Below are 13,061 nucleotides of genomic sequence, written 5' to 3'. Positions count from 1 at the left end.
ATTTCTCTTTATGATTGTTGGAATGTGCCCTGTGCTACTGCAAAATACTGACCAACTTGTTGCTATTGTGTTAATTGTTGATTTGTGGCGGTGCAAGGCTTATTTGATAGGGGGTAGCGCTCTGTTCAGGCGAGTTACTCGTTGGCCAGTAGAGGCCGTGCAAGACTCATTTGAAAGATAATGGTGAAACGTAGCTGATGATGCGCACCAAAGCTGTGCGAACGGAATGTGGGACAGGGGACTGGAGAAATTGCCCTTTGCACGCTTTGGCACAAAGGGCGACGTTAAAGGTGAAAGGCCTTTAGTGTAACTTGGGGTCAAAGGGCTTGCCTAAGCTCGCTGGTGTGGCCAGTTTTTGCTTAAGCGCATCTGAGCTGATGATCACCATCACCACGATGGTCGCCAGATAAGGAGTCATGGCGAGCAGGTTAGGGGAGATATCAAAACCGAAGCCTTGCATCAGAAGATGCAGGATGGAAGCCGCGCCAAACAAATAGGCTCCCAGCACTAAGTATCCGATTCGCCACGACGCAAAGACAACCAGCGCCAGAGCAATCCAACCACGGCCGGCCGTCATGTTCTCCATCCACATGGGGGTATAGACCAGTGACATGTAGGAGCCCGCGAGTCCCGCCATGGCACCACCGAAAAGAGTGGTCAACATACGGACTTTCAATACGTTGAATCCGAGCGCAGTGGCAGAGTGAGGGTTTTCACCAACTGCCCGTAATGTCAGGCCGATGGTGGTTTTATTGACGACCCACCAACATACTCCGACCAACAGCAAACTCAGATAGATAAACACGTCTTGACTGAATAGCAGCGGGCCGAAAAACGGTATGTCCGACAGAAGTGGGATGTGGATATCCTGAAACCCTTCGATGGTAGTACCGACCAGACTGGTGCCAAGAAAAGCACTTAATCCGGTACCAAAAATAGTGAGCGCCAGTCCAGTGGCGACCTGATTGGTATTTAAGACCTGTGTCAACAGACCGAAAATCAAAGCCATCATCATCCCTGAGAAAATCGCCAGGCAGACACCAAAAAACAGATTGCCGGTGTAATAAGCACCTGCAAAACCCGCCATGGCCCCCATGAGCATCATGCCTTCCTGTCCTAAATTCAGTACGCCGGATTTTTCGCTGATCAGTTCGCCGAGTGCGATCAACAGCAAAGGGGTACCCGTTTTCAACGTCGCGATGAGGAACTGTTGAAGCAGTATGATATCCATTAGAGTACTCCTTGATTTTGCGATTCAGATTGAGTGTTTGATGCTGTGGACGTCACCGCATTGATGGACTGACGTGAGGCGGACCTTTTGGAGAGGTAGGCTTTCGGGGACATGACTTTGATGCGATAGAAAATCAGAAAATCGCAGGCCAATAAGAAAAACAGTAAGCAGCCCTGAAATAATCCGGTGATGGCTGTGGGCAGTCCGAGTTCAATTTGGGCTAAATCACTGCCCATATAGAGCGCGCCCATAAAGAGAGCAGAGACAATGATCCCATAGGGATTCAGTCGCCCCAGATAGGCGACAATGATCGCGGCGTAACCATAGCCGGGCGACACCGAAGGGATCAACTGACCAATGGGGCCGGTGACTTCGGCGGCACCGGCAAATCCGGCTAACGCTCCTGCAAATAGCATCACCCCCCAAATGATTTTGTTACCGCTGAATCCGGCATAGCGTGCCGCAAGCTGGTCTTCACCGTAGACACGTATTTTAAAGCCGGGCAGGGTCTTGAATAAGGTGAAGCCACACAGCAGTGCCACTACAATCGCAATCAGAATGCTGACCGACGCGCGTCCTTCATCGAGTATCAGAGGGAGCAATACGCTGTCAGAGAACATCACCGACTCGGGAAAGCCAAACCCTTGTGGATCGGCAAGCGGGCCATGAACAGCCCAAAGCAGGGTATAAAGCCCGATATAATTGAGCATGATGGTGGTTAAAATGATGTTGGTATGGAAGGCCCGGTTCAAAAAGGTGGGTATCGCTGCCCAAAACATACCAGCAGCGGTACCTGCAAGCAGAGCCAGAAATAGCAGGCCGAACCCACTGGTTTCGGTGGCATTGATTGCTACGTATGTGGTGGCGATGGCGCCGACGAGTAGCTGTCCCTCTGCACCGATGTTCCAAATATTGGCCCGATAACAAATCGCGAGTCCAACGGCACACAGTAATAGGGGCGTCGATTTAACCAGCAGCTCGCCAATATTATAAGCATCGCTAAACGGTTGGATAATAAACACATTAAAAGCTTTGACGGGACTGACATCGAGCAGCATAAAAATGAGGCTAGAGGTCAGCATGGTCAAAACAATGGCAATAAATGGAGAAACCCAGGCCATCGCTTTCGAGCTCTCCACCCTTGGTTCTGCATTAAGCATACTGACTCTCCTTGTCTTGAATGAACCCGCCAGCGATCCATTTGCCGATTTCTTCTATGGTGGTGTGTTGAGTGTTGACGGTAGGGGACAGTTGCCCTTCGTAGATAACGGCCAGCTTGTCGCAGATGACAAACAGTTCATCAATATCCTCGGAGATAACCACAATGGCGGTGCCGGCATCTCTTAGTTTAATGATCTGCCTGTGGATGGCGCTTGCTGCACCTATGTCTACACCCCAGGTAGGGTGGGCACAAATCAGTACCTGTGAGGCTTGTTTTACTTCTCGGCCGATGATGAATTTCTGGAGGTTGCCACCGGATAGGCTTTTTGCCTGTGAATAGCGATCACGGCATTTGACGTTATTGTCGGAGATGATCTGCTGCGCTAATGACGCCAGTTTACGATTCTGAATAAGACCATGTTTGGTCAGGGTATCAGAATTGGTTAGAAGGGTATTGTCTTCCAGCGACATCTCAGGAACAGCCCCTTGACCGAGTCTTTCTGCCGGGACGTATGCCATACCCAGTTTGCGGCGTTTACCGGCGTCGAGATGACCAATTCCACGCCCTTTAAACGTGATGCTGTCACTTTTTGCACGAATGTCTTCACCGCTTAACGCCGCCAACAGGTCCTCTTGCCCGTTACCGGCGACTCCGGCGATACCAAGGATCTCTCCTGCGTTCAGCTGAAACGAAACATTGTTCAATCCGCACCCAAATGGATGAGAGGGTGTTAGCGACAGCTGGTGGATCTCAAGTGCCGTTTTATCGGAGATCTTTTTCGGATAGTGTTCAGAAAGCTCCGCGTCGGACCCGACCATCATCCGGGCGATGGAGTCAGCGGTTTCATTGGCAGGGATGCATTCTCCGGTTACTTTACCCGCGCGCAGGATGACTGCTCTGTCACACAGTTCCGTTACCTCTTTGAGTTTGTGGCTGATAAACAAAATGCTGCAGCCTTCTTTGGCAAGTTTTCGCAGTACACGAAATAGCCCGGTGACTTCCAGAGGGGTTAATACCGATGTTGGCTCGTCCAGTATTAGCAGTTTCACGTCTTGCATCAGGCATCGAACGATCTCCACTCGCTGACGTTCGCCAATGCTCAGGCTGTGTACATATCGGTCTGGATCGACGTGAAGGTCATATTTCTTGCTGATGTCGAGAATGTGCTTACGCAGGTCGTCAATTTCTTTGCGAAACTCTTTGTCGAGGGCAAGCTCGATGTTTTCTTGGACGGTTAAGGTTTCAAATACAGAGAAATGCTGGAACACCATGCCAATGCCCATCCGCCTCGCCTGGCTGGGGGAGTCAATGGTGACTTCATGGTTATTCCATAAAATGGCACCGCTGTCTGGCTGGTTAGTGCCATAGATCATTTTGACCAGCGTCGATTTTCCTGCACCATTTTCGCCCAGTAGCGCAAGAATTTCCCCTTTATTGAGCATTATGTCGACATTGTCGTTGGCGATCACGCCGGGAAAAGCCTTACTGACGTGCCAGAGTTCCAGTAGTGGTGGGTTTTTCATTACGCATAGAATCCTTTCAAATGCTTAAGGTGAAGAGCTCAATGCAATAACCTGACCAAGTTTTGTCGTATCGACTGGCCAACGCTTGATCGCTCATCTTTGAAAGGCTTGGGATTTACTGTTCAGTTTGGTGCGTATGCACCAGCTTGGTTGGCGCAGTGGGTAGGTGAGTCATCCAATGAGCTTTGTTGCTTAATTCAATCTATTGAACTAAGCAACATGACAGTAAAGGGAAGGGGGATGTATAGCGCGGAGCTTGTTATTCCAATGAGTCTCTGGCTGACTTGGCTCACTAAAACTCACTATCAACCTGAAACACCAATCGCTCCTTACTATAAGGATGCTCAAGTTCCAACTGCTCCGCGTGCAAATGCAAACGATCGGCCTTCTCACCATATAGCGTGTCGCCAACCATAGGCATATTTAACCCAAGATGGTGAGCGCTGTGGACACGAAGTTGATGGGTTCGACCGGTTTTAGGATACATGTACACTTTGCTTCGGCCATCACGCACTTCAATCAACTCCCAGTGAGTCTCTGCTGGCTTACCATGTTCGTAACACACCAGTTGTCTTGGTCGATCATCTGGGTCGCCACGCATGGGCAGTGAAATGTCACCTTCACTTTGAGTAAGCTCACCTTCAAGTAACGCTACATAGCGTTTTTGTACACCACGGGTAATGAACTGCTTTTGTAAGCTTTTATTGGCGCGTTTGGTTAAGGCGAACACGAGTAATCCAGATGTCGCCATGTCTAGGCGGTGAATCACGTATGGGCCTTCAACATCAGGGAACAGGGTTTGCAGGCGCGTATAGGCAGAGTCTTTAATGGTTTTGCCTGGCACGGACAGTAGACCTGATGGTTTGTTGATGACCACCATCGCCTCATCCTGGAACACAATTTCCAGCTCTTTATCTTTTGCCCAGTTCTCTTCAAGCGGGTTCGGCTCTACGTTCAGGCCTTGCAGCATATGCCCTAAGATAGGCTGGCATTTGTTATTGCATGATGGGTAAAAACTGCCGTGCTTGCGAATTTCCGATTTGGGCGATGCGCCCCACCAAAACTCGGCCAGCGCTAAGGGTGTAAAGCCGTGCGTATAGGCATAGTGCAGCAGTTTGGGCGCGGCACATTCGCCTGCACCGGCTGGTGGGATTGGGGTTGTGGTTGCCGCGAAAATATCAACCAAATCGCGCGTCTCACCCTGTTGATTTAAAAAGCGATACTGCTTGTGAAGCTTGTGCTGCAACGCGTTAGAGAGCGCTTTATGGTGCTCTCTAAGCTCTGCAAGGTTGATTTCAAGTTCCGCTAGGCGCTGCTCTTTAACCGCGAGCTGATCTTCCCACTTGAGCTTTAGGTATTTGAGCGTGTTTTTTTCTGCGACACTTTGCTTGCCGAGCTCGTCGAGTAGGGTTTGAAGGACGTCGCCACTGAGGGTTTGCTGCGCCTCTTTTCGTTGCAGCTTACGCGTGGCACGTCCCTGAATCATGGTCTCGCGATGCGCTTGTTCTTCTTGTTGGTAAGCGGCGCGCTCCGCTGAGATTTGCTCTTTGAGCGTTGTAATTTCTGGCGCATTGGCGAAGGTTTTGTAGGTCGCAAGCGCTTTGGTGATAGCGTCGGTGTCTTCTCGGAAAAAGCCGTCTTCAGTGAGCATATCGAAGACAGGCGGCACAAAACCTGGTAGGAGATTTTGGTCTGCAATCTTGCCAGAAAAGGCATTCAAAAAGCCGATTTCACCCTGCGGGTTTTGTACCAGCAAAACGCCGAACATTTTGCCTCGACCCTGGCTGTCATCATCTATTCCAAAATCATGTTCGAAATCGGTTTGCGTTTGCAGATACTGCTGAAGCTGTTTTGCTGCCAATACGCACAGCGGGTGTGGCGTGTAGTAGAACGGAAACGTAAATTGTTCTGGTAAATCATAGCCTTCGATAGCAACGTCAAATCGGTTAAAGCAAAGGTGGGGCGAGTGCATATTAAAGGCCGTAGGGTCGTAGAAATTTGAGCACGGATTGTACCTATTTTTTTTGGAATTTCCTATGTTCGATCCCGTTAGCAACATGCTTGCTGAGAGGAGGCATTGTAAATCCAGATGCGTAATGAACGATTGGTTGCGGCATTAAACATCAACCTAATGCGGACAGTATCTGGATAGACCATTGCGCCCTCCGTCATCAGTTATACTTCGCCCAGTTTCTAGATTAATAGTGTCGATATATGTTTCTAACACCTTATATTTCAAAAGAAAATTCGAAGTTTCAGTTTACTCGTCAGCAAGCCAGTCATTTTGCGAAAAAAGTGGCAGGGGACTTTAACCCTATTCACGATGAAGACAGTAAGCGTTTCTGTGTGCCAGGTGATCTGTTATTTGCTGCGCTACTGGACAAAGAAGGCATTAGCCAAAAGATGCGTTTCGAGTTTTCTGGAATGGTGAACGACGGTGTAGAGCTTGAGGTGCAACGGAACAGTGACAGTGAGTCGGTTGTAGTGGATGAAAGTGGTAAAGAGTATTTGCGCTTTTCTCACTCTGGCGAGCAGAGCCGTTCGGCGGAATTTATTGAACATGTGGTTTCGAACTATGTGCAATTTTCTGGCATGAACTTCCCGCACATCATGGTGCCGTTGATGCAAGAAAAGCAGATGATGATCAACTGTCAGCGACCGCTAGTGATTTATGAAAGCATGGAAGTGGAATTCTCGCGACTGGACCTTACTTCTCCTGAGGTGGAGTTTAGCGGCGCCACGTTTGATATTGAAGGTAAGCGCGGCATTGTGACTTTGAACTTTAACTTTAAAGAAGACAGTGTTGTCATTGGTAAAGGCGTGAAGCGCATGGTGGCGAGTGGTCTTAAGCCGTATTCGGATCAAGCGATTGATGAGCTAGTTGAGCGATTTAATGCGCGTAAAGATGCGTTCTTTATGCAGCAAGCGGCTTAACTTGTCTGGATCCAAATTACTCAGCAGCCAATTTTCTTTAAGCAATTTTTGTTAAAGAACAAAGTTTGCTAGTCTGGACGTCAAGACGTCGTCCAGTGCGGATGATGAGTTTTAGAGGAAGGGCAAAACACACTTCCTCTTTCCAAGGACAGGAAACATGACCCCGAGTAAAACCAAAACTTCATTCTATCGCCGTTTATATATCGCCCATCTGATAGACTCTGGTTGCAACACCATCCCCAAAATCCAATCCAATATCGAAATCCCTCGCCGCACGGCTCAAGATACCATTAATGCCTTACATGAGCTCGATATCGAATGTCAGTTCACGGGCGCGCTAAAGAATGGCCATTACCAGATAGTCTCTTGGGGGCCGATTGATTTAAATTGGGTTACTGCTAATGCAGAGCGCATAGCGGAGACATTAGGATACTAATAAAAGTAATGTGGCTAATCTATTCACCCATCATTTGGAGAGATTAGCTCGGCTGCAGTTCCGCCTGCCAACGCATAGAATATTGAGAGAAATGCCCAAACCACACCTAGACCACAACAAATGACGACGATGTTCATTATATCGCTACGTAGAATCCATGGATTGTCAAATACACTTAGGAAGTAGTGCGTAATTTGTCGGTCATTGTTGTGCGCTCTAAAGTTAATTTTAGAGTACGGTGTTTTTAATGTATGCCGTATTCTATTAGGTGTTTTTTATTAAGCGATTTCTGAAAAATAGTAATTGTTGAAATTAACCAAACTTATTAGCTAGCGCAGTGTAAAGTTTCAAAGACGCTTTCTATTCGAGTGTGTTTACCCTATCGCAACTGGTAATTTGGTTGCTGATTCATTGTATAGTGATTTTGTATCTTCAATTTTATGGGTTGCTGTGTGGTTGTGCAACTGAGTATTTACCTTGTAAATAAATTACTCTTTATGATAAGGTTTTTCGAGTCAAATCAGTCTGATAGCAATAGTACTTTTTAAAGATTAATTTCTAAGCGATATTTTATTGTCAGCTGAACCGAGAATTCAAAATATTTATAAGTCGACAAGGTGGTAGGGGTATATGCAAGAACAAGGCTCAGCACATTTCGAGAGCATTAAAGAGTTTAAACGCGCATTTTTGCCGATACATAAAGCTAGGGTGGAAGCGGGTAAGAACATTGAAAATAGTGAAGAGGTACTCAAAGATAGTATTCACTCAATTCGTACACACACTCGGTCATTTAAAGGCGTTTTATCTTCAGTTGAAAGCTACTTGCCAAAGAATGCTGTATTACTCGAATCCTCGTTAGAAAAATATATTAAAGGTGGTAAGCCTTCACCATCATTCGAGGAGGCTCAAAAGCATGCTCAAGCGTTTAATCATCTTAACAATCATCTAGGTCAGCTCAGTAAAATCCCTCTCAGAAGCCGACTGTCTGCAGATATTACTAATCAGCTTACTGAATACAGCCAAGCGCTCCCTTCGAAGTGGAAACCCGTTCAGGATATTTTGGAAAGTATTCGCGAAACAGAAAACGAGTTTTTTACACACTATCGTTCACTGCTGAAACAAAAAGAAGAACAGCAAAGGCGTGAGCGTGAAGAAGAAGAACGTAAAAAAGCGGAAATCGAAGCGCAAGCTGCATTGGTAGCGGCACGCCGAAAGAGCTTAAAGAAGAAACTTATTTGGACGATGTTGTTCTTAGCCGCTCTTGGTGGCTTCATCCAAACACAGATGGTTTAAGGTTTACCCAATGATTGAATTTGATACAACACTAACAGAAGCGGATCAGAAGCGAAAAACGCTTGGCCAACAACTAAAACAGATAGTGAATGGCAAATTCGCTGGGCTTCACGATCTGGTGAACTTCCTAGAGAATGATGTTGAGAATGACGCGAGAGCAGAAGCGGAAAAAGCACTGGCACAAGAGCAGGAGCAATTGAATAACAGCATTAAAGAGATGCAAGAATTGCTAGCCCGTTTGCCTGAACCTTTGCGTCCTTGGCTAAAGAGTGTCAATTGGAATGACTACGCGTTTGACCAGAACTTTTTGCCACGAACGCTAGTAACCGGCATGGAAGAAATTGTCTACCATGATGGTCAGCAGTTAGAACATCGCGTTAAAGTGCCAAAAGAAATTCCATTCTATGGTTCGGACAACTGCTATTACTTCCACACGGATGAGCATTCGGTCAGTAGCATCAATGCGGTTGTATTTAGATTAGCGACCATGCTGCCTTATTCTTCTCAGTTTACGTTGATCGATCCGATCAAAATGGGACAAAGTTTCCCATTCACTAAACGTTTGCCTTTTAAGCGAATGGTCGACAATGACGTTTCCCGCGTGCTGGAAGAGATCCTTACCGATATTGTCCGTATTCAAAATAGCTACCTAGACAACAATACCGAACGTTTGATCGATGTCGATGAGGATATCTTGGGTAACGCAAAGTTTGAGCTTATCGTCGCGAAGGACTTCCCTAAAGCTTACGACAGACGCTCGATAGAGCTGCTGGCGAAAATAGCCAACACGGGACCAAAAGCGGGCAAAATGGTATTGCTTGACCTTGATCCTATGGCAGAATTACCGAACGGATTGTCTCTAGATGATCTGTTTGCGCAGCGTCGTCATATGTACGACAGAGGTAACCAAACGAATTGGAATCTGGGCGATAGCTATCGTGACAGTGTCGATGATTCTGAGGTGATGAATGCGATTCTAGATGGTCTTGGACGTGCAAAACCGAAAGAAACGAAACTGGGCTTCTCTGATGTGATTGCTACTGACCCAGAGATGTGGTGGCAGGAGAGTGCGACGGAAGTCATCTCAGCACCTATCGGTGGTTCCGGTAGCCGTAAGAACGACATTGAGCTTTGGTTTGGTGAGCGTAACAAACAGCCGTCTTCACACGGTATGTTGGCGGCAATGACAGGTGCGGGTAAATCTAACCTGTATCATGCATTTATCCTTTCTATGGCGAGCCGCTACAGCCCAGAGGATGTTCAGTTTTATTTGATTGATGGTAAGCAAGGGGTAGAGTTTCAAAACTATCCGCAACTCCCTCATGCGCGCGTGGTGTCTCTCAATACCAGCCCTCAGTTAGCTCGCAGTGTTCTTCAGGAACTGCTTGATGAAATGAATCGTCGAAACGATATGTTTAAGGAGCTAGGCTTCTCTGATTTTATCAGCTATCGAAAAGCGGGTTCACCGAAAGGCAAGCTGCCTCGTCTAATGCTCATTATCGATGAATATCAAACTCTGTTTGAAGATGACAAAACAGGGTTAGGCTCACAGCTCATGATTGCCATTGCTTCGCAAAGTCGAAGCGCAGGTATTCACATGTTTGTCGGCTCACAGAAGTTTGTTGTACCGGGTATGTCACAGCCGCAAGCGACGTTTAGTAATATTAACTTGCGTGTCGCGATGAAAATGAGTGGTGAAGAGATCACGTCTTTGCAAGAGTTCGGCTCTAAGGGCAAACAGTTGATTCGTGGCTGTACTGAAACCGGTCAAGTGGTAGTGAGTCACAATGGTGGTGTTGATGAAGTGCCATGTGACACCGGACGCGTTGCCTACATTGAAGAATCACAGCGTCAAACCTTGATTGACCAATTGATTGAAAAGTGGGAGCAAAGTGGTGGCAGCAATCATACCGTATTGCTTGATGGCTCTGAGCAACCTCAACCAGAGGATAACTTGCAACTGAATACACTCTTTAGTCGTTATCCGCAACGCCCAGATGAAGACGCTTGGATTCAGTTTGCGAACCAACCTCAACACCTAGGGGGCCTGAACGAACATGAATGGTACCCGATTGAAAAACCGTCTGTTTTTTGGCTAGGTAAAGAAATGAATATTCACGGTCAGGCAAAAGTCGTGCTTCGCCGTCGTTCGAATGAGCACATTTTGCTAGTGGGCGACAGTAATGAAGCGCGCTTGGGAATGCTTGGCTATATCGTTGCACAAATGCCTGTCAATGCAGCCAATGAGCACTATGAACTCCACATTTTGGATCGCAGTATCAAAGGGTCACAATGGTACGGTGTGATGGAGAGTGCGAATGAAAAAGCATTGGCAAGCAAAGCAACGGTTTGTGAAATGTATAAAGACTTTGCTCCTCAGCTCGATACGATATGTGCTGAATTGGAGAAGCGTCGTACTATGGATGAAGAGGAGATGCTGTCTGAACCATCTATCTACATCGTGATCAATGAAGCTCAGCGCGTTAAAGAACTCGCCAAGCAAGATAACGCCTTTGGTATGAAGGCGCACGCTGATGAGAGCGCCGCTCACTTTTCGACAATTTTGGAGCACGGCTCAGAGTATGGCATTCACTTAATTTTGAGTTTCGATAATGTCCGCTCATTGACGAAGGCATTTGATCGCAATGAAATCGAAAGCTTCCGCAATAAAATTGCCTTGCAAATGTCTGAGGAAGACAGTTTCCGCCTGTTGAAGACCCGCGATGCAGCGAAGCTTCAAGCGGATGGTAAGAAACCGATTTATGCCTTGTATATCGACCAAATGCAAAACCGCCCTATGAAGTTCAAGCCGTATTGTTACTCTCAAAAGAGCATTCTTGAAGAAAACCTATCTTACTTTGCTCGCTTATATGAGAAGTGGAGCTAGGTATGTCATTAGATCGAGTTGAGGAGCAACTTCCTTTATTGCTGACGGAGTTAGAAGCGTTTAGCAGTCAAGCGAAAAAGCATATCGGTCTTCTTAGTGTTCAGGCAGAAAGTTTTCTGCCTGATCTTCCTGAAGAGCTGCAAATGAAACTACAAACTGAACTGTTGGAAATAGAGGAGTTAGTGAGTCAAATCGCAAACTCTCGCTGTACAGAGCTGTCTGACCAACTCCGGCTTAGGTTGGCTTTGATAAGGAGCTACCTGCATGAGTAAGTTGCGTCAAAGAGAAGCGTTTCAAGAGCTGGCTATTGCCGCGAATCAGACCCACACGCAAGTAGAAACGTCCGTTGACCTAGTGAAGGCTCGGTGGGCGTCACTGCGTGAGCATTACGCTGGGGTGGCGGCGGAAGATGTCGAATCGGAAGTGACGACCATCGTTGCGTTGACGGAGCAATTGCTGGATAAGTTGACAGACTGGAGAGATTGTTGCCAGTTGTACCAAGAGAAAGTAGTGACGGACGTTCACGATTCAGAAAGCCAAACTGAGGAGGTTGGGGAGGCCGTATGCAGCCAAGATGGTTAGTCAGTCAGTTAGAGGAGTTAGATTATCAGGCCGACTATCAGCTCGATTTAGTGATGTCGTTGTTGCAACAATCACAGTCGATGAATGCTCTAACACAAGACTATATTGGTTTGGCTAAGTCCGATGTCTTTGCCTGTCATGAACTGTATGAAGCATTGCTGAAGGGTTATGAGCAAACAAGAGAAGAAGCCCAAACCCGCCACGCGCGTGTTGAAGAGCAATTGGATCACGCCAGTGAGACCGAGCGAGCGAGTACCCGAAGCTTAGAAGATGCGCACAACTTGTGTTCCAAATGGGGTGAGCAGAAAGACAAGGCTGAGCGTTGGTTGTCTCGTGCCAAAGCTCATCTCGCACACTGCCAAAGTGAAGTGGCTAGAGCCCAAGGGGACTATAGCCAAGCTCAACACGTATCGCAATTGGCGTTGGCTGCTCTTGAAGCTGCACGAGCTCGGCCTCCAGTCAAAGTCTACGATGGGCAAGATAGCAACGGTAATGCTCGATATCGCTATGAAAAGCCAAGCACACACGCGGAAGAAGCAGCTCTAGCCGCCGCTAAAGTTCATGAAGCGAATTGTCTCCAAATACTGAATGCGGCAATCAAGCAGCGCAACTTGGCTCAAAAAGAGTGTGATCGTGCGGAGCATCAGGTGAATGGTGCGACTAGAGCCTTATCGGAGTCTCGGCAGTCTGTTGTGCTTGCAGACCAGACGTTAGCTGTTTCAAGTGATGCAAAGCGTCAGGCAAATCAGAGTCTAGATTATTCGATGAAGTGCTTGGCGCTATTAGAGCAGGTCAAGGAGCTTTTGGAAGCGTTCGAAGCGACTTGCCTAGACCAAACTCACACTGTGTCAGGCCTTCAAAATAATGCCAACCAAGCCTTGCTTGAGTTACGTGACCTAGAAAATCAGCAAGAAGCAATTCAAGGTGAGGTGTTTTCGTTAAAGTACACCTTGCAGGATAAGGTTTCGCTATTAATTGCCTTTGATCAACCGCTAAATCATCGCTAAAGCTCA

Annotated in this window: 11 protein-coding genes; 7 read left to right on the top strand and 4 right to left on the bottom strand. The window is 47.2% G+C overall.

What is annotated here, in order from left to right:
* Nucleotides 1–301 precede the first annotated feature (301 nt).
* The 4 genes from AAA946_RS10125 to AAA946_RS10110 all read right to left on the bottom strand — a co-directional run bounded on the left by AAA946_RS10125 (nucleotide 302) and on the right by AAA946_RS10110 (nucleotide 5,888).
* Nucleotides 302–1,231, bottom strand: a complete 930-nt coding sequence (locus AAA946_RS10125; RefSeq protein WP_338164755.1) for an ABC transporter permease — start codon at nucleotides 1,229–1,231, stop codon at nucleotides 302–304.
* Nucleotides 1,231–2,391 (bottom strand): ABC transporter permease, encoded by a 1,161-nt coding sequence (locus AAA946_RS10120; RefSeq protein ID WP_338164754.1) that lies wholly within the window; start codon nucleotides 2,389–2,391, stop codon nucleotides 1,231–1,233. The genes AAA946_RS10125 and AAA946_RS10120 overlap by 1 nt, the downstream gene beginning before the upstream one ends.
* Nucleotides 2,384–3,916: an ABC transporter ATP-binding protein gene (locus tag AAA946_RS10115; protein ID WP_338164753.1), complete on the bottom strand. Its 1,533-nt coding sequence runs from the start codon at nucleotides 3,914–3,916 to the stop codon at nucleotides 2,384–2,386. The genes AAA946_RS10120 and AAA946_RS10115 overlap by 8 nt, the downstream gene beginning before the upstream one ends.
* A gap of 292 nt (nucleotides 3,917–4,208) precedes the next feature.
* A complete protein-coding gene (locus tag AAA946_RS10110) occupies nucleotides 4,209–5,888 on the bottom strand; it encodes an RluA family pseudouridine synthase (RefSeq protein WP_338164752.1) in 1,680 nt (559 codons plus the stop codon).
* A gap of 242 nt (nucleotides 5,889–6,130) precedes the next feature.
* Between AAA946_RS10110 and AAA946_RS10105 the strand changes: the two genes are divergently transcribed.
* The 7 genes from AAA946_RS10105 (at nucleotide 6,131) to AAA946_RS10075 (ending at nucleotide 13,055) form a co-directional block, all read left to right on the top strand.
* Entirely contained in the window at nucleotides 6,131–6,850 is a 720-nt protein-coding gene (locus AAA946_RS10105; RefSeq protein WP_338164751.1) for a DUF3581 domain-containing protein, read from the top strand.
* 157 nt (nucleotides 6,851–7,007) lie between these two features.
* Nucleotides 7,008–7,286: a helix-turn-helix domain-containing protein gene (locus AAA946_RS10100; protein ID WP_338164750.1), complete on the top strand. Its 279-nt coding sequence runs from the start codon at nucleotides 7,008–7,010 to the stop codon at nucleotides 7,284–7,286.
* A 630-nt stretch (nucleotides 7,287–7,916) separates the two neighbouring features.
* Nucleotides 7,917–8,579 (top strand): hypothetical protein, encoded by a 663-nt coding sequence (locus AAA946_RS10095; RefSeq protein WP_338164749.1) that lies wholly within the window; start codon nucleotides 7,917–7,919, stop codon nucleotides 8,577–8,579.
* Nucleotides 8,580–8,589: 10 nt separating this feature from the next.
* On the top strand, nucleotides 8,590–11,466 hold the full coding sequence (locus AAA946_RS10090; RefSeq protein ID WP_338164748.1) for an FtsK/SpoIIIE domain-containing protein: 2,877 nt from the start codon (nucleotides 8,590–8,592) through the stop codon (nucleotides 11,464–11,466).
* 2 nt (nucleotides 11,467–11,468) lie between these two features.
* Nucleotides 11,469–11,738, top strand: a complete 270-nt coding sequence (locus AAA946_RS10085; protein ID WP_338164747.1) for a hypothetical protein — start codon at nucleotides 11,469–11,471, stop codon at nucleotides 11,736–11,738.
* The gene (locus AAA946_RS10080) at nucleotides 11,731–12,048 is read left to right on the top strand and encodes a hypothetical protein (protein ID WP_338164746.1); all 318 of its coding nucleotides are present in this window, start codon (nucleotides 11,731–11,733) and stop codon (nucleotides 12,046–12,048) included. Before AAA946_RS10085 ends, AAA946_RS10080 begins: the two co-directional genes overlap by 8 nt.
* The gene (locus tag AAA946_RS10075; protein ID WP_338164745.1) at nucleotides 12,030–13,055 is read left to right on the top strand and encodes a hypothetical protein; all 1,026 of its coding nucleotides are present in this window, start codon (nucleotides 12,030–12,032) and stop codon (nucleotides 13,053–13,055) included. The genes AAA946_RS10080 and AAA946_RS10075 overlap by 19 nt, the downstream gene beginning before the upstream one ends.
* Nucleotides 13,056–13,061 lie beyond the last annotated feature (6 nt).

It is taken from the genome of Vibrio sp. 10N (assembly GCF_036245475.1).
Taxonomy (GTDB): Bacteria; Pseudomonadota; Gammaproteobacteria; order Enterobacterales; family Vibrionaceae; genus Vibrio.
Note: the sequence above shows the minus strand (reverse complement) of the source record. Positions and strands in the feature narration are given on the sequence as shown.

Bases quoted from the DNA above. Each gene is read 5' to 3' on its own strand.
- AAA946_RS10125 (WP_338164755.1), bottom strand. From the start codon at position 1,231: ATGGATATCATACTGCTTCAACAGTTCCTCATCGCGACGTTGAAAACG.
- AAA946_RS10120 (WP_338164754.1), bottom strand. From the start codon at position 2,391: ATGCTTAATGCAGAACCAAGGGTGGAGAGCTCGAAAGCGATGGCCTGG.
- AAA946_RS10115 (WP_338164753.1), bottom strand. From the start codon at position 3,916: ATGAAAAACCCACCACTACTGGAACTCTGGCACGTCAGTAAGGCTTTT.
- AAA946_RS10110 (WP_338164752.1), bottom strand. From the start codon at position 5,888: ATGCACTCGCCCCACCTTTGCTTTAACCGATTTGACGTTGCTATCGAA.
- AAA946_RS10105 (WP_338164751.1), top strand. From the start codon at position 6,131: ATGTTTCTAACACCTTATATTTCAAAAGAAAATTCGAAGTTTCAGTTT.
- AAA946_RS10100 (WP_338164750.1), top strand. From the start codon at position 7,008: ATGACCCCGAGTAAAACCAAAACTTCATTCTATCGCCGTTTATATATC.
- AAA946_RS10095 (WP_338164749.1), top strand. From the start codon at position 7,917: ATGCAAGAACAAGGCTCAGCACATTTCGAGAGCATTAAAGAGTTTAAA.
- AAA946_RS10090 (WP_338164748.1), top strand. From the start codon at position 8,590: ATGATTGAATTTGATACAACACTAACAGAAGCGGATCAGAAGCGAAAA.
- AAA946_RS10085 (WP_338164747.1), top strand. From the start codon at position 11,469: ATGTCATTAGATCGAGTTGAGGAGCAACTTCCTTTATTGCTGACGGAG.
- AAA946_RS10080 (WP_338164746.1), top strand. From the start codon at position 11,731: ATGAGTAAGTTGCGTCAAAGAGAAGCGTTTCAAGAGCTGGCTATTGCC.
- AAA946_RS10075 (WP_338164745.1), top strand. From the start codon at position 12,030: ATGCAGCCAAGATGGTTAGTCAGTCAGTTAGAGGAGTTAGATTATCAG.